This is a genomic window from Corallococcus sp. BB11-1, from assembly GCF_026626625.1.
GTDB lineage: Bacteria > Myxococcota > Myxococcia > Myxococcales > Myxococcaceae > Corallococcus > Corallococcus soli.
In genome coordinates this window covers 111,822-127,788 of record NZ_JAPNJY010000026.1, presented here as the reverse complement: position 1 = coordinate 127,788, position 15,967 = coordinate 111,822, and the positions used below count along the sequence as shown (strand labels likewise).

The window sequence follows — 15,967 nt, the reverse complement described above, 5'->3', positions numbered from 1 at the left end:
CGCATTGGACAGGTCGTGGTAGCCCTGCGTGATGGCCAGGTTGCGCTCCACCGGGTCGGTCATCGCGGCGATGTTCGCCACGTCCGCGGTGGTGGGGTAGGTGCCCGGGGTGGGGCGGGGGCCTGACTGGGGGCCCGCGGTCGGCGTGGACAGCGCGACCGGCGCCTTCCGGGTCTTCGGGGCCTCGAAGAGCGAGGTGTCGCGCGGCTCGGGCTTCACCGCGTTGCGCGGGCGCGGCGGGACGACCGGCTCGGGCGGACGGGGGGGAGCGGGCAGGACGCGCGGGCCGATCTTCGGAGGAGGACTCATGCTCCCAGTATCGGTCGGACCGGACCTGAAGTTGCCTCGGACGGGTGGGCGGGATGTAGGTGCCACGCCTCCCGGGCCTCATCGACGGACACCGCCTGGAAGCGCACGGGCGCGCCCGCCCGACGGGCCCCCAGCCGGCCCCAGTCCGCGCGGATGACGACGGCGATGAGCGGATAGCCTCCGGTGGTGGGGTGGTCCGGCCCCAGCACGATGGGCGCCCCCGACAGGGTGACCTGGAGGGCGCCACGCACCATGGGGCGCGAGGTGCCGGTGCCCTCGTCGCCGTGGGGCACGGGCGGCCCGTCCAGCCGCTGTCCCACGCGGTCGCTGGCGGGCGACACGGTGAAGGTGCTGCCCAGGAGCATCGCCACGGCGTCGTCGCCGAAGCGGGCGGCGTCCGGGCCCAGCAGCACCCTCACGGGGGCGGTGGGGTCCAGGGCCGCGACGAGACGCTGGAGATGCACGTCCAGGGGCCCGTCCGAGGCGAAGGCCGACGTGACGGGTGGGCCGAGCGGGAGTGCATCCCCCTTGCGCAGGGGCCGGCCCTCCCAGCCTCCCAGCCGGGCCACCCCCAGCGTCCCGCGTCCGCCCAGGACCTCGGGGACGGCCAGGGCTCCATCCACGGCCACGTAGCGCACGGCATACCGGGTGGGCGCGGGCACCGTGAGCGTGTCGCCGTCCGCGAGGAGCCGCGCGGCTTCCCCGTCCACGGACACCCGCACGTCACGGCCCCTGGCACGCAGCTCCAGGCGTCCGTGGGCTTCCAGGGCCGCGGCGTCGGGCGCGTTGCCCACCGCGAGGTTCGCCGCGACGAGCAGCTCCGGCACCCACGCGCCGCCCGGAGGGACGCCATGGTGCATGTGTCCCGGCCGGCCACCATCCTGAACGGTCACGGGAGCGCCCAGGCCCGTGACCTCCACCAAGGCCGTCATTCCGTCCCCCGCGCTGCTGTCGCGGGGATGACCAGGTCCGTCACCGACGCCGAGGCCCTCATCCGTCCTCCCGCTCGAAGCGCACGCGGTCGCCCAGCTGCATCACGGCGCCGAGCTGTGGAGCGAACGCGGTGAAGTCCAGCGCCGTGCCCACGAGGTTCCACCCACCGGGCGACGCGAACGGATACACGCCCGTGCGCTCCCCGGCGATGCCCACCGCGAGCGCCGGCACCCGGGTGCGCGGCGTGGTCAGCCTGGGACAGGCGATGGTGGGGTCCACGTCGCCCAGGTACGCGAAGCCCGGCAGGAACCCCACGCAGCGCACCGTGTACTCGCGCGCGGTGTGGCGGCGCACCACCTCCTCCACCGACAGGCCTGCGTGCGCGGCCACCTTCGGCAGGTCCTCGCCGTCGTAGCGCACGCGGATGCGCAGCAGCGGACGCTCCACCGGGGCCGCGGGCACCACGCGAAGCCGCGTCAGCACGAGCGCGGGAGACTCGGGGGGCGTCGCGGGGTCGAAGTACACGCAGGCATGGGACTCGGTGATGACCGCGTCGAGCACACCCGGCAGCGCGCACAGGGCCTCGCGCGCCTGTCGCCGGTCCACCGCCTCCGGCAGCACCAGTCGCAGCGCGCTGTCGCCCAGCCACTCCGGAGGACGCTCCAGCGCGTCCAGCATCGCGCGCACCTCGCGGGCCAGCGCCACCGCCCCCGGCGTGTCGCCGTGCACGCACAGCGTGTCCACCGCGCCGCCCGTGGCCAGGCGCACGGTGTTCTGCCTCGCCTGCGCCACGTCCGTCAGCACGGCTCCAGGCTGCCCTCGCGGAATCAACGAGCCGTCCGGAAGCGTGCCCCGATCCGCGAAGCCCTCCCGCGCATATCCAAGCCCCGCCGCCCGCGCCGCCTCTCGCAGCGCGCCCGCCCCCGGCCCCACGAGCGTGACGTCCGCTCCCAGCGCCTCCACCACGCCGTCCACCACTGCCCGCGCCAGCGCAGGGGACTTGTTCGCCGCGTGGTACAGCGCACCATGGGGCTTCGCGTGCCGCACCGGCACACCACGCGCGCGGGCGAGCGCCACCAGCCGCCCGCACTGTGCCGCCACCTGCCCGCGCAGCACCTCCGGCGCCACGTCCAGGGCCTTGCGGCCGAAGTTCTCGCGGTCCTCGAAGGACGGATGCGCGCCCGCCAGGGTGCCATGCCGCTCGCACAGCTCCAGGGCCCGTCGCATGGCGTCCGCATCACCCGCGTGACCGCCGCAGGCGATGTTCGCCAGGTGGGCGAGCGCGTAGAGCTGTTCGTCCTCCCCGGGCAGCTCCCCCAGGTCGATGTTGAGCAGGCACCGCGTCATGGGCCCACGCTACGCGAGCCCCGCCCGTCAGCGGTAGGTGATGAGCGCCCGGTGTTCACCCTCGAAGTGGCCATGCTCGTTGAGGGTGGACAGGTAGCGGCCCCGCTCGCTGTAGATGACCTTCGTGACGCCACAGTTGGCGAGCGTCCAGTTCGTCCTGAACGCATGCACGTCCGGGATGCCCAGCAGGTCCTGGCTGATGGCGGTGATGGGGCCCCCGGAGGTGAACACCAGCGCCGTCTTCGACGCCCCCAGCGACGCGATCAGCGCGTCCATCGCCTCCAGGCAGCGCGCCTTGAAGGCGGGCCAGGACTCCTTGTACTCGCGGTCATGCGCGCCCGCGACCCAGCGCGCGACGGCCTGGGTGAACAGCTCCTGGTAGGCGCGGCGCGGATCCTTCGCGGCGCCCATCTCCTCGCGCAGCACGGCGCGGTCCGCGTAGCGCGGCGTGTGCCGCTCCACGACCTCCTCGTGGTCGAACTCGTTGAAGCCCGCCACCCGCCGGGGCTCCACCGACTGCCCGAGCAGTTGGAGGCACCCGTCCGCCGTCTCCCGGTGGCGCAGCATCGTGCCCGTCACCACCGCGTCCAGCTTCGGCAGGCGCGAGCGCAGGGATGCGCCCAGCACGCGTGCCTGCTCCTGGCCGACCTCCGACAGCTTGTCGTAGTCCGCCGCGCCGAAGGACGCCTGCCCATGACGCACGAGATAGACGACGCCCATCAGCCCCCCGCCTTCTTGATGAGCTGCCGGCAGCGGAACGCGAGGTAGTTCGCGAGCAGCCAGTAGTTCTTGAACGACGGGTTGCGCGTCTGCTTGTGGTGATAGCGGTAGTAGATCTGCTGGACGATGACCGCGAGCCGGAACACGCCGTAGACCTCATAGAAGGTCCAGTTGGCGGGCTTCAGGCCGGTGCGCTCCAGGTAGTACGCCACCACCTCTTCCCGCCGCAGCATGCCGGGCAGGTCGGTGGGCTGCCGGCGCGTGGCGCGCAGGACCCGGTTGTCATCCGCGTGGACCCAGTAGGCCAGCGTGTTGCCCAGGTCCATCAGCGGATCGCCCAGCGTGGCCATCTCCCAGTCGAGCACCCCGATGACCTCCGTGGGGTCCTCCGGGCTCAGCACCACGTTGTCGAAGCGCCAGTCGTTGTGGATGACGCACGTGGCGATGTCCTGGGGGACATGGGCCGAAAGCCAGTCGCGCACGTACTTCATGCGGGGCACGTTCCAGGTGCGCGCCTTCTCGTAGCGGTCGGACCAGCCGGAGATCTGCCGCTGCGGATAGCCCGGCCCCTTGCCCAGCGACGTGAGCCCCACCGCCTGTGCATCCACGCCGTGCAGCGCGATGAGCTTGTCGATGACGTTGAGGCACAGCTGGCGCGTCCGGGCCTTGTCCAGGTCCAGCCCCCGGGGCAGGTGCTTGCGCGGGATGAGGCCGGGGATGCGCTCCATCACGTAGAACTCCGTGCCCAGCACGGCCGGGTCCTGGCACAGCCCCACCATCGTGGGCACCACCGGATAGGCGGGCTTGAGCGCCTGCTGCACGGTGTACTCGCGCGACATGTCGTGCGCGGACTTCGCCTTGGTGCCGGCGGGAGGCCTGCGCAGGATGAGGTCGCGGTTCTCGTACTTCAGGCGGTAGGTCCAGTTCGACGCGCCGCCCGTGTACTGGGTGACCTCCGGCGTGCCCACGAGCGAGGGCACCTGGGCTTTGAGCCACGCATCCACGGCGGCCACGTCCAGCGCTTCTCCGGAGCGCACCGCCTTGCCTTCATCCAGGGGGACGGACGACGCCATGGTCAGCTCCCCCGGGAGAAGCCGCGCTTCGCGAGCTCGATGCGGGTGATGACGCCCTTGTGCACCTCGTCCGGGCCGTCCGCGATGCGCAGGCTGCGCGCCTGGGCGAAGAAGCCCGCGAGCGGCGTGTCGCGCGACACGCCCGCGCCGCCATGCAACTGGATGGCGTCGTCCACGACCTTCTGGAGCACGTTGGGGGCCACGACCTTGATGGCGGAGATTTCGGTCATCGCTCCCATCGCGCCCACGTCATCCAGCTTCCAGGCCGCGTACAGCGTGAGCAGGCGGGCCTGGTCGATGGCGATGCGCGCCTCCGCCACGCGCTCGCGGTTGCCGCCCAGGTTGAGCAGCGGCTTGCCGAACGCGCTGCGGCCCATGCCCCGGTCGATCATCAGCTCCAGCGCCCGCTCCGCCGCGCCAATGCAGCGCATGCAGTGGTGGATGCGGCCCGGCCCCAGGCGGCCCTGCGCGATTTCGAAGCCCATGCCCGGCCCGGAGATGAGGGCGGAGCGCGGCAGGCGCACGTCATGGAAGTGCACCTCGCCGTGGCCGTGCGGGGCGTCATGGTCGCCGTACACGGGCAGCATGCGGATGATCTCCACGCCCGGCGCGTCCATGGGAACGAGCACCATGGAGTGCTGGTGGTGGCGGTCCGCACCCGTCTCCGGCGTGCGGCCCATGAAGATGGCCACCTTGGCGTTGGGGTGGCCCAGACCGCTGGACCACCACTTCTTGCCGCTCAGCACCACGTCGTCGCCGTCCAGCACGGCGGTGGCCTGCATGTTGGTGGCGTCCGACGACGCCGCGTCCGGCTCCGTCATGCAGAACACGGAGCGGATGTCGCCCGCGAGCAGCGGCTTCAGCCACTGCTCCTGCTGTTCGGGGGACCCGTAGCGCCAGATGACCTCCATGTTGCCGGTGTCCGGGGCGCTGCAGTTGAAGACCTCTGGTGCCATGAAGCTGCGGCCCATCTGCTCCGCGAGCGGCGCGTACTCCAGCGTGCTCAGCCCCGCGCCCAGCTTCGCGTCCGGGAGGAAGAGGTTCCAGAGCCCCTCCGCCTTCGCGCGCGCCTTGAGCTCCACCATCACGGGCGGCACCTTCCACTGGCGCCAGTCCCCGCCGGCCTCCATGGCGTGCAGGGCCTGGAGGTAGGCGCCCTCCACCGGCTCAATGTGTTCGCGCATGAAGCGCTTCACGCGCTCCAGGTATTCGGTCGTCCTGGCGGAGGGCTGGAAGTCCATGCAGGGCATCCTGCGCTCCGGCGGGTTGATGAGGCCACTGAATGTTGGACTCCGCGTCCCGGTCGCTGGACCTGCCCGCGCGGGAGGGGCATGCCGGGGTGGGGTGAGGGAGGGTTGGCCCTGGCGCGATGGAAGGAGTGCCGCCAGACTCACGCGCGTCTTCGCGCACGTCCGTTGCTGAGTGTGCCGGGTAGAAACGCCCTCATGTCAGGACGTGGCCATGCTGCGCAGCACCTGCCTCGCACTGCTGCTCCTTCTCGCGGCGTGCGCTACGACGGCTCCAGGTCCGAAAGAGGCCGCGGCTCCGAACCCGAGGCTCGCCAACCTCCAGCGAGCGGCGGCGCTGCCGTGGGTGGATGACGGGCGGTGCGTGGTGCGAGAGTCTTCCAACGCGTGGTCTGTCCTCGTAGAGCGTTGCTTTCATACGCTCGACGCTGAGCGGATCCGGTTTCGGGATTCCACGGGACGATGCACAGTTGCTTCGGCGGGGGCAGCAACCCTGGGGATGGGCATCTGCATCCTGGCGGCGCCAGAGATCGTGGTGGGGGCGGTGATCATCACGGGGGTAGTGGTGGTCGCGATCGCCATCCAGGAGGAGTGGGATGCCTATGAGCGGAGGGCAACCCGTGAGCGTCCGCGTCCCGCGCTTCAAAAGTGGCCCACCCAGCAGGAGCAGTCCCTCGCGAAGCGAAAGCCGCAGCCGGAGCCCTCAGGACAGGACTTGATGCCTCCGGCGCCACCTTCAACGGTGGAACGCGAGCGCAGCCTTGATTGCACTCCCCGGCCCGTGCCGCACCTGGGCGGCGATGCCCTGCACAACATGTGCGCCGACAGGGTGCCTGGGAATGGTTTCCCAGGCTCGGACGTGCTCGTCAACGGGAAGCGCTTCGATGCATTTCAAACGCGCGTGCGAGTGCTGTGGGAGGTCAAGACCGATAATTTCGACACGTACTCGTTCTTCCTTCAAGCGCAGGTGGTCAAGAAACAGGTACTTGAGTTGCAACGAGAGAAGAAGCTCGCCAGTGCCTGCGGATTTGACTTCAGGGTCGGTGTACGCAACGCCGCGCATAAAGCCGCACTGGAGTTCGCGGATGTCACCCTCGAAGTCGTTGTGATGGATTGGTGCTGAAATGCCAGCAACACATCCAAGTCAACTTGGCATTATCGTCCATGGGCCTGCTATCGCGGGCAATGCGGAACGACCCTTGGTTGCTGTTCATGGAATGGAACGCGTATGGCCTGGCCTGCGCCTGGAATGGAGAATCTCTGACGAGGGAAAGCCCATCCCCTTGCCTCGACGTGATGCATGGGTCGCTGAAGGGCAATCGGATGAGCCGGGATTGCCGCTCCTCTGCAATGGGGATGAGCGCGACCCTGTGACGATTTCCGGGTGGGAAAGGCCTTCGAGCAGTTCTCCGGGAGGCCAGCCACAGTTCGAGATTCATGTGAGCTTGCCCCTCGCTACGCCAGGCCTCGCAGCGATAGCGGCGGATGTTCTGGAGGCCGTCGCCGAGGGCGCTCTCTCATTCTGGGGGCACGCGACGCCGTTCAACGCAGGGGTGGAGATCTCGGGGCAGACACGCCATCCGGTGCGCAAGCCGGGCATTCCGCCGCGAGGGCTGCCGGCGCTCAAGTTCCCAGAGAAACTCCGCCTGCCGGAGATTCCGCAACGTCTGGGCTGGATGAACTACTGGTCATCCGCCGCTGCACGCGCCATCGGTTTCCCGGACCCCGCCCGTGACGCGGACCTGCTCTCACGGTCACGGCGCACCGCGACGGGTGGGTGGGTCGTCCAACTCACGGAGGCGCCGCTCGACCTCGACAATCCCGCCCACCTGACCGCGCTCCTGCGCGCCTACGAGCGCTTCCCGGAGATAGGTGGGCGCTCAACGCTTTGAGCGGGTTTGCAGTCCAGGGAGTGCACACTCGTCCCCATGCACCCGTCCGCAATTCGGTGCGCATGGCTACACTCCCGGGCCATGAGCGCCCCCTTCGAGTCCTACCGCGCCGAGTTCCCCGTCCTCGGTGAGCAGCTCTACCTCAACCACGCGGGCGTCGCGCCCACCAGCCTGCGCGCGGCGTCCGCCGTGAAGGGGTGGATGGACGACCTGGTGCACCACGGCATCCTCCACGAGCGCGGCTGGGAGGCCCACAGCGAGCACGTGCGGGGGCTCGCCGCGCGCATCATCGGGGCGGAGCCAGGGGAGGTGGCCTTCGTGCGCAACACCAGCCACGGCCTGGGGCTGGTGGCGGAGGGGCTGGACTGGAAGTCCGGAGACGAGGTCGCCGTCGCCACCAGCCTCGAATACCCCTCCAACGTCTACCCCTGGCTGCACCTCAAGGACCGGGGCGTGGAGGTCCGCGAGATCGCCACGCCGAACGGGGGCGTGACGCCGGAGGCCGTGGCGGCGGTGCTCACCCCGCGCACGCGGCTGGTGGCGGTGTCGTCGGTGCAGTTCGCCACCGGGCACCGCACGAACCTGGAGGCGCTGGGAGCGCTGTGCGAACGCGCGGGCGTGCTCCTGTGCGTGGACGGCATCCAGAGCGTGGGCTGCATCCCGGTGGACGTGAAGAAGAGCCGCATCCACTTCCTCAGCGCGGACAGCCACAAGTGGATGCTGGGCATCTCCGGCATCGGGTTCCTGTACGTGGCCAAGGACGTGCTGCCGCGCGTGCGCCCCGCCCTGGTGGGCTGGCGGAGCACCACCGACGCGTGGAACTTCAACCGCTCCCACTTCGAGCTGCGCCCGGACGCGGCGAAGTTCGAGGAAGGCAGCGCCGGGTACCCCGGCATCTACGCGATGGGCGCCGCGCTGGAGCTGCTGCTGGAGGTGGGGACGGACGCCATCGGCGCGCGGATTGGAGGACTGGTGGACCGGCTGGATGCGGGGCTGCGCGACCTGGGCTGCGAGGTGGGACCCGCGCCCGAGGACCGCGCGGGCATCCTCACCTTCCTGCCCCCGGACGCCTCGGTCCGCGTGCTCAGCGCGCACCTCTCCGAGCGCAAGGTGGCCCACTCCGTGCGGCGCGGACGCATCCGCCTGTCACCACACTTCTACAACACGCCCGAGGAGATGGACCGGCTGGTGGCGCTGGTGCGCGCGTACCGGCCCGGGTGAGGGCTGCTGGCTCCGCACCCGGACCTTACGGGAGGGCTGGCTACTGCGCCGGGAAGAGGTTCTCCACGGACAGGTAGCGCTCGCCGGTGTCGTAGCAGAAGGCCAGGACGCGGCTGCCGTCCGGCATCTCCGCCAGCTTCTGGTTCACCGCGGACAGCGAGGCGCCGGAGGACGGGCCCACGAAGATGCCCTCCTCGCGCGCGGAGCGGCGGGCGAACTCGAAGGCGTCCTTCTCATCCACCTGGATGGTGCCGTCGAGCGCCTCCGTGTGCAGGTTCTTGGGGATGAAGCCCGCGCCGATGCCCTGGATGGGGTGCGGGCCCGGCGCGCCGCCGCTGATGACGGGCGACTTGACGGGCTCCACCGCGAACACCTTCAGCTTCGGCCACTTCGCCTTGAGGACCTCCGCGCATGCGGTGATGTGGCCGCCCGTGCCCACGCCCGTGATGAGGTAGTCCAGCCCGTCCGGGAAGTCGTTGAGGATCTCCTGCGCGGTGGTGCGCTTGTGGACCTCGATGTTGGACTCGTTCTCGAACTGCTGCGGCATCCACGCGTTGGGCGTCTGGGCGACGAGCTCCGTGGCGCGGGCGATGGCGCCCTTCATGCCCAGCGCGCGCGGCGTCAGGTCGAAGGTGGCGCCGTACGCGGCCAGCACCCGGCGGCGCTCGATGCTCATGGAGTCCGGCATCACCAGGATGAGCTTGTAGCCCTTCACCGCGGACACCATCGCGAGGCCGATGCCGGTGTTTCCGCTGGTGGGCTCGATGATGACGCTGCCCTCCTTGAGGATGCCCTGCTTCTCCGCCGCTTCAATCATCGCCAGGCCGATGCGGTCCTTGATGCTGCCGCCCGGGTTGGCGCGCTCCAGCTTCAGGTGCACGGTGACGCGCGAGGGGTACAGGCGGTTGATGCGCACGTGCGGTGTGTTGCCAATGGTCTGCAGGATGCTGTCGACTTTCATGGCGTCTCCTGTGCGGGGAAGGGCACTGCGTTGGGGGTTCTCAAATCTGGTAGTCGAGGACGTCCAGCCCCTCATCACCGTGGCGCGCGCGCACCTCGCTGCGGCGGGTGACGACGGACTGGGGCGGCACGCTCTGCGTGAGCCACGCGTTGCCGGCGATGATGCTGCCCCGGCCCACCACCGTCGCGCCGCCGAGGATGGTGGCGTTGGCGTACACCACCACGTCGTCCTCGATGGTGGGGTGGCGCTTCTTGTCCGCCAGGGCCTTCTCCACCATCAGCGCGCCCAGCGTGACGCCCTGGTAGATCTTCACGTTGTCGCCAATCATCGTCGTCTCGCCAATGACGACACCCGTCCCATGGTCGATGACGAACCGACGCCCGATGGTGGCGCCCGGGTGGAGGTCCACGCCGGTGCGCTGGTGGGCGTACTCGGTGAGCAGGCGTGGCAGCAGCGGGAAGCCCCGCTGGTGCAGCGAGTGCGCCACCCGGTAGATGGCGATGGCGTAGAAGCCCGGGTAGGTGAGCACCACCTCGTCCACGCTGCGCGCGGCGGGGTCGGCTTCGAAGATGGCCCGGGCGTCCTGCTGGAGCCAGTCGTAGATGTCCGGCAGCCCCTCCATGAAGTGCGAGGACAGGTCCGTGTCGGTGACGGGGTAGTGCGGCGCGAGCAGGCCCTGGATGCGCTGGAGGTTCGCCTCCACGGCGGTGACGTCCCGGCGCACCGCGGCGGCGTTGCACTCCAGCCGCTCCGCGAAGTGCGGGAAGAGCAGCCCCAGCACCTGCGCGACGAACTCCGGCGCCGCCTTGCGCACGTCCGGGGGGAAGCAGTGGCGCTGTCGCGCCTCCAGCAGGGTGGCGACAAGTCGGGCGTTGGGGTCGTCCATGGGGCGTTGCGTCAGGATAGCGCGCGAAAGAGGCGATTTCTTTGTTTCCGCTGCTGGAACGGCTGGTGGGGGCGGAATTGGCATTTTCTGGGCTTCCGGAGGCGTAACGGCCCCGTTGCCAAGGTGGATGCCCTGGGTGGGAAAACGTCGCGGTCGCCTGGCCGTTCGGGGGACAGGGGCCGGGACGCGGTGTGTCCTGGCGGGGGAGGCCGGAGGAAGTTACCCAGGGGGATGCCCGAAGGTCACAGCATCCACCGGGTCGCCCGGGTCCACCGCCGGTGGCTCGTGGGCCGCCGCTTCACGGCCGATTCGCCCCAGGGCCGTCCGGACGTGGCGCCCGCGCTGTCCGGCCGGACGCTGCTGGGCGTGGACGCCCACGGCAAGCACCTGTTCCACACCTTCGAAGGTGACGTGCGGCTGCACCTCCACCTGGGCCTCTTCGGCCGCATCCGGCACTTCCGGAGCGAAGCGCCGCTGCCCTCCTCGGCCTGCCGGCTGCGGCTGGCCTCGGACGCCGCGACGCTGCACCTGTCGGGGCCGTCCGCGTGTGAGCTGCTGACACCGGAGGCGGAGGCCACCCTGCGTGCGCGCCTGGGAGAGGACCCGTTGCGCGCGGATGCATCGCCGGACCGGGCGTACGCGCGGCTGACGCAGGGACGCATGCCGTTGGCGCAGGCGCTGCTGGACCAGGGGCGCATCGCGGGCGTGGGGAACATCGTGCGGGCAGAGGCGCTGTTCCTCGCCCGGCTGCCGCCGCTGCTGCCCGCGAGCGAGCTGGAGCGGGGCGCCTTCGACGGACTGTGGGGCGCGATGCGGGCGCTGCTGGAGGACGGAGCGCGGGACGGGCTCATCGTCACGCCGGGTGCGCCACCGCTGCCGTCGCCGGGCCGCAAGCGCGCGGAGCGCTTCTGTGTCTATGGCCGCACGGGCCAGCCGTGTCCGCGCTGTGGCGCGAAGGTGAAGGGTCAGACGCTGGCGGCGCGCACGCTCTACTTCTGCGCCGCATGCCAGGGCGTGGACCGGGTGAAGCGGCCACGGTGGCCCCGCGCCCGTTAGCGTGCGGCGGTTCGCGGCGCCGTGCCGCGGACGCGCGGGGTGCGGTCGAGCGGACAGCCGGAGGTCGTCACCCCGCTGCGGCGCTTGCCGGGTGGCGCCCACCGTGGGGACGATGGAGGCATGACGACCGCCCTGTCCTATGCCCACGGCACCAGCACCACCCCGCTGCTGGGAGAAACCATCGGTCAGAATCTGCGCCGCACCGTCGAACGGTACGGCGATCGCGAAGCCCTGGTCGTGGTGTCGCAGCGCTACCGCGTCACCTGGCGAGAGTTCTGGGATGCGACGACGGAGGTGGCGCGGGGGCTGATGGCGCTCGGTGTGCAGCAGGGGGACCGGGTGGGGTTGTGGTCGCCCAACCGCTTCGAGTGGACCGTGGCGCAGTACGCGCTGGCTCGCACGGGCGCCATCCTCGTCAACCTGAACCCGGCCTACCGCACGTCGGAGCTGGAGTACGCGCTCAACCAGGCCGGCGTCAGCGTGCTGCTCCTGGCGAAGGGCTTCCGGCAGACGGACTACACGGCGATGCTGGCGGAGGTGCGGCCCCGGTGTCCGGGACTGCGCGAGGCGCTGGTGCTGGACTCGGACTGGGAGCGCCTGGTGAAGGGCGGCGCGGCCGTGAGCGTGGACGCGCTGACGCAGCGGGAGGCGTCGCTCCAGTTCGACGACCCCATCAACATCCAATACACGTCCGGCACCACGGGCTTCCCGAAGGGCGCCACGCTGTCGCACCACAACGTGCTCAACAACGGCTTCTTCGTGGGCGAGGTGCTGCGCTACGGCCCGGAGGACCGCGTGTGCATCCCGGTGCCGTTCTACCACTGCTTCGGCATGGTGATGGGCAACCTGGCCTGCACGTCCCACGGCGCGACCATGGTGATTCCGGGCGAGGCGTTCGAGCCGCTGGCGGTGCTCCAGACGGTGCAGGCCGAGCGCTGCACGTCGCTCTACGGCGTGCCCACGATGTTCATCGCGGAGCTGGACCATCCGCGCTTCAGCGAGTTCGACCTCACGTCGCTGCGCACCGGCATCATGGCGGGCTCGCCGTGCCCGGTGGAGGTGATGAAGCAGGTGCAGTCGCGGATGCACATGCGCGAGGTCACCATCTGCTACGGCATGACGGAGACGTCCCCTGTGTCCACGCAGAACCTGCTGGACGACGCCCTGGAGAAGCGCGTGGCCACGGTGGGCCGCGTGCACCCGCACCTGGAGGTGAAGGTGGTGGAGCCGGAGACGGGCGCGGTGGTGCCGCTGGGGCAGCCGGGGGAGCTGTGCACGCGGGGCTACAGCGTGATGCTGGGGTACTGGGAGAACGCGGCGGCCACGGCGGCGGCGGTGGACCGGGCCGGGTGGATGCACACCGGCGACCTGGCGACGATGGACGCGGAGGGCTACGTCAAGATCGTCGGGCGCATCAAGGACATGATCATCCGGGGCGGGGAGAACGTGTACCCGCGCGAGGTGGAGGAGTTCCTGCACACGCACCCGGACGTCAGCGAGGCGCAGGTCATCGGCGTGCCCAGCGTGAAGTACGGCGAGGAGGTGATGGCGTGGGTGCGGCTGAAGTCCGGCGCGACGCTCACCGCCGAGTCACTGGTGGCCTTCTGCACCGGCCGCATCTCCACCTTCAAGATTCCCCGCCACTGGAAGTTCGTGGACAGCTTCCCCATGACGGTGACGGGCAAGGTGCAGAAGTTCCGCATGCGGGAGGTCTCCGTCGCCGAGCTGGGACTGGGCGACGCGGCCTCCATCAAGACGGCCTGACGCGCGCCTTCTTCGCGGGAGCCTTCTTCGCGGCGGTCTTCTTCTCCGTGGGCTTCTTCGCGGGAGCCTTCTTCGCGGTGGTCTTCTTCTCCATGGGCTTCTTCGCGGGAGCCTTCTTCGCGGTGGGCTTCTTCGCCGCAGCCTTCTTCATCGCGGCGCGGTTCGCGGCGTCCACGGCGCGGCGGGCCCAGGGCAGCAGCATGCGGCTGTTGTCCTCGGCGTCCGCTGGCGGCGTCCAGTAGCTCATGGGTTGGGCCTTGCCCCTGCTCTCGTAGACGAAGGGCCGGCAGCCCTCTGCCTCGAAGTCCGCGCGGGTGACGTCGTCCACCTTCAGGTGAAGCTGGCCCTGGATGATGATCCCGAACATCCGGCCCCCGAAGTACAGGCCCCAGCCGCCGAACATGGAGCGGGCCTGCACGGGACCGAGCGGCTCCAGCAACTCCAGTGTGTATTCGACCAGGCTGTCCGTGCGGGGCATGGCTCTCTCCTGAGGGACTTCGCGGCCCGAAGCGGAGCGGTTCTAGGAGACTCCTCCACGCCAGGGAAGCGCACCGAGGCCGGGGGCTCCGGATGTGGGGGCGATGCCTGCTTGCCGACCTCTATTCCCTGCGCCGCGCGCCTTGCGCCACGGCTACGGGAGGCGCTGCTTGACGTGTTCGGTGATGGCGTTGTTGAGGGCGCGGGTGGCCATGCAGAAGATGCTATTTCCGGATGGTGCCTGGCGGCGTAATGAAGGGGGATGGATGGAAGCGGCGTGACGGTGGACGCGGGCAGCCGGATGAAGCCGGGTGGGGCGCGTCGGGTGGCCACGGGCGCGGTGCTGCTGGCGCTGGTGGTGAGTGCCTTTGAAGGCACGGTGGTGACGAGCGCCATGCCCACCATCACGCGGGAGCTGGGCGGTGACGCGCTCTATTCGTGGGTGTTCTCCGCGTTCCTCTTCGCCTCGACGGTGGGCGTGCTGGTGAGCGGAAAGCTCGCGGACCGGCTGGGGCGCAAGCCGGTGTTCTTCGCGGGGATGGGGTTGTTCCTGCTGGGCTCGGCGCTGTGTGGCCTGGCGACGTCGGTGCCCGCGCTGGTGGGCTTCCGGGTGATGCAGGGGCTGGGCGCGGGGGCGTTGCAGCCCACGACGCTGACCATCAGCGCGGACCTCTACACGCTGCGCGAGCGGGCCGCCATCCAGGGCCTGTTCACCGGAGCGTGGGGCGCGGCGAACGCGTTGGGGCCGCTGATTGGAGGCTGGCTGGTGATGCACGCCTCCTGGCGGTGGGTGTTCCTGGTGAACCTGCCGGTGGGGGTGCTGTCCGCGGTGCTCCTGCACCTGTCCTATCGGGATCCGCCCCGGCGCGAGTCGGTGACGTTGGAGCGCTGGGGCCCGGTGCTCGCGGGCAGCACGGTGGCGCTGCTGCTCTTCGCGTTGGAGCCGGGCGCGTCGTGGGCGCGCGGCGTGTGCGCGCTGGGCGCGGTGGGGGTGGCGGCGCTGTTCGTGCGTCAGCAGCGCCGGTCGGCCGCGCCGCTGTTGCCGGCGGAACTGGTGAAGGACAGGACGGTGCTCAGCGGCATCGCGGGAGGGCTGTTCGCGGGGGCGCTGCTGTACACGATGTCGGCGTGGGTGCCGCTGTGGATGACGGAGCAGGGGGGACATTCGCCCATTGGGGCGGGGCTCGCGCTGGTGCCGATGTTGTTGGGCTGGTCGGTGGGGTCCACGGTCGGGGTGAAGGTGCTGGTGCGAGGCGGCATGCGCGCGAGCGTGGGGTTGGGCTTCGCGCTGGCGGCGACGGGGGCGGGGCTGTTGTCCGTGGCGGCGCTGCGAGGGTGGGGGATTCCGGCCACGTTCGCGGCGCTGGCGCTGGTGGGGATGGGCGTGGGGCCGGCGGCGAGCAGCTCGCTGCTGGGACCGCAGTCGCGGGCGCCGTGGCAGTACCGGGGCATCGTGACGAGCACGCTGTATTCGATGCGGCTGTTGGGCGGCTCGCTGGCGGTGGCCGCGCTGTCGCTGGCGCGAGGGCACTTCGCCGTGCAGTTCGCCATCGCGGCGGGGCTCACGGCCCTCGCCGCGCTGGGCATGGCGCTGGCGGCGCCGGGGCTGGAAGGCAACGTGCCGCGCGAAGGGTGAGGCCTTACACCTCCGTGAAGTGCATGCCGGTGGCGCCGGTGCGCTCCAGGGCGTTCTTGAGGGCTTCGGAGACGATGAGGGCGACCGTCCATCCCCAGGGACGGAAGAGCTGGGCGTCGCCTACCTTCGATGGGTCGATGCGCATGCCAGACACGGAGCGGTATTCGCCAATCCGCTCGGGCTGACCGTGCTTGGGCTCCCAGAGGCGGATTTCTTCCGAGGCCTGCTCATTGATGCAGCGGATGAGTTTTGTCGCGACGAGGAGGACGTATTGATCCGGATGCTTCGGGATGCTCACGGGGATGAGCTGCACGTCGTCCGCCGCGCGCTCCGCCAGGACCGTCGCGAGCTTGACGTGGATGATGGGCGTCATGCCCACGGGAATCCGTGAGAAATCCAGCGGCCTTCCATTTTCGCTGAGACGAACGGTCAGTCGGCCTTCAGT

15 protein-coding genes and 1 pseudogene are annotated in these 15,967 nt (G+C 70.3%); 6 read left to right on the top strand and 10 right to left on the bottom strand.

Annotation, left to right across the window (positions count from 1 at the left end; genetic code table 11):
* The 6 genes and pseudogenes from OV207_RS21230 to OV207_RS21205 all read right to left on the bottom strand — a co-directional run.
* Positions 1 to 309, bottom strand: a pseudogene (locus tag OV207_RS21230) (hypothetical protein); the annotation flags it as partial.
* Positions 306 to 1,169 carry a biotin-dependent carboxyltransferase family protein gene (locus OV207_RS21225; RefSeq protein ID WP_267556942.1) on the bottom strand — a complete coding sequence of 288 codons (864 nt, stop codon included), beginning with the start codon at positions 1,167 to 1,169 and terminating at the stop codon, positions 306 to 308. The pseudogene OV207_RS21230 and the gene OV207_RS21225, both read right to left, overlap by 4 nt.
* 130 nt (positions 1,170 to 1,299) lie before the next feature.
* A complete protein-coding gene (locus OV207_RS21220; protein ID WP_267556941.1) occupies positions 1,300 to 2,589 on the bottom strand; it encodes a LamB/YcsF family protein in 1,290 nt (429 codons plus the stop codon).
* 27 nt (positions 2,590 to 2,616) lie between these two features.
* A complete protein-coding gene (locus OV207_RS21215; protein ID WP_267556940.1) occupies positions 2,617 to 3,309 on the bottom strand; it encodes a histidine phosphatase family protein in 693 nt (230 codons plus the stop codon).
* Complete coding sequence (locus tag OV207_RS21210) at positions 3,309 to 4,382, bottom strand: phosphotransferase family protein (RefSeq protein WP_267556939.1); 1,074 nt, start codon at positions 4,380 to 4,382, stop codon at positions 3,309 to 3,311. Before OV207_RS21210 ends, OV207_RS21215 begins: the two co-directional genes overlap by 1 nt.
* 2 nt (positions 4,383 to 4,384) lie before the next feature.
* The gene (locus tag OV207_RS21205; protein WP_193347341.1) at positions 4,385 to 5,623 is read right to left on the bottom strand and encodes an acyl-CoA dehydrogenase family protein; all 1,239 of its coding nucleotides are present in this window, start codon (positions 5,621 to 5,623) and stop codon (positions 4,385 to 4,387) included.
* A 220-nt stretch (positions 5,624 to 5,843) separates the two neighbouring features.
* On the opposite strand from OV207_RS21205, the gene OV207_RS21200 reads away from it, so the two are divergent.
* The 3 genes from OV207_RS21200 (at position 5,844) to OV207_RS21190 (ending at position 8,742) form a co-directional block, all read left to right on the top strand.
* The gene (locus tag OV207_RS21200) at positions 5,844 to 6,752 is read left to right on the top strand and encodes a DUF6310 domain-containing protein (RefSeq protein ID WP_267556938.1); all 909 of its coding nucleotides are present in this window, start codon (positions 5,844 to 5,846) and stop codon (positions 6,750 to 6,752) included.
* 1 nt (position 6,753) lies between these two features.
* On the top strand, positions 6,754 to 7,521 hold the full coding sequence (locus OV207_RS21195) for a DUF5953 family protein (protein WP_267556937.1): 768 nt from the start codon (positions 6,754 to 6,756) through the stop codon (positions 7,519 to 7,521).
* An 81-nt stretch (positions 7,522 to 7,602) separates the two neighbouring features.
* Entirely contained in the window at positions 7,603 to 8,742 is a 1,140-nt protein-coding gene (locus tag OV207_RS21190) for an aminotransferase class V-fold PLP-dependent enzyme (RefSeq protein ID WP_267556936.1), read from the top strand.
* A 40-nt stretch (positions 8,743 to 8,782) separates the two neighbouring features.
* Here OV207_RS21190 and cysK read toward each other — a convergent pair whose 3' ends face one another.
* Both cysK and epsC read right to left on the bottom strand, forming a co-directional pair.
* Positions 8,783 to 9,703, bottom strand: coding sequence for a cysteine synthase A (gene cysK, locus OV207_RS21185; RefSeq protein WP_267556935.1), 921 nt, complete (start codon positions 9,701 to 9,703; stop codon positions 8,783 to 8,785).
* A 40-nt stretch (positions 9,704 to 9,743) separates the two neighbouring features.
* Complete coding sequence (epsC, locus tag OV207_RS21180; protein WP_193347345.1) at positions 9,744 to 10,589, bottom strand: serine O-acetyltransferase EpsC; 846 nt, start codon at positions 10,587 to 10,589, stop codon at positions 9,744 to 9,746.
* A 231-nt stretch (positions 10,590 to 10,820) separates the two neighbouring features.
* On the opposite strand from epsC, the gene OV207_RS21175 reads away from it, so the two are divergent.
* Positions 10,821 to 11,645 carry an Fpg/Nei family DNA glycosylase gene (locus tag OV207_RS21175; RefSeq protein ID WP_267556934.1) on the top strand — a complete coding sequence of 275 codons (825 nt, stop codon included), beginning with the start codon at positions 10,821 to 10,823 and terminating at the stop codon, positions 11,643 to 11,645.
* 120 nt (positions 11,646 to 11,765) lie between these two features.
* Entirely contained in the window at positions 11,766 to 13,409 is a 1,644-nt protein-coding gene (locus OV207_RS21170; protein ID WP_267556933.1) for an AMP-binding protein, read from the top strand.
* Here OV207_RS21170 and OV207_RS21165 read toward each other — a convergent pair.
* Positions 13,396 to 13,887 carry a TfoX/Sxy family protein gene (locus OV207_RS21165; protein WP_267556932.1) on the bottom strand — a complete coding sequence of 164 codons (492 nt, stop codon included), beginning with the start codon at positions 13,885 to 13,887 and terminating at the stop codon, positions 13,396 to 13,398. The genes OV207_RS21170 and OV207_RS21165 overlap by 14 nt on opposite strands.
* 261 nt (positions 13,888 to 14,148) lie before the next feature.
* Between OV207_RS21165 and OV207_RS21160 the strand changes: the two genes are divergently transcribed.
* Positions 14,149 to 15,522, top strand: coding sequence for an MFS transporter (locus OV207_RS21160; protein WP_267556931.1), 1,374 nt, complete (start codon positions 14,149 to 14,151; stop codon positions 15,520 to 15,522).
* A 4-nt stretch (positions 15,523 to 15,526) separates the two neighbouring features.
* Here OV207_RS21160 and OV207_RS37675 read toward each other — a convergent pair whose 3' ends face one another.
* Positions 15,527 to 15,895 carry an imm11 family protein gene (locus tag OV207_RS37675; protein ID WP_324291552.1) on the bottom strand — a complete coding sequence of 123 codons (369 nt, stop codon included), beginning with the start codon at positions 15,893 to 15,895 and terminating at the stop codon, positions 15,527 to 15,529.
* Positions 15,896 to 15,967 lie beyond the last annotated feature (72 nt).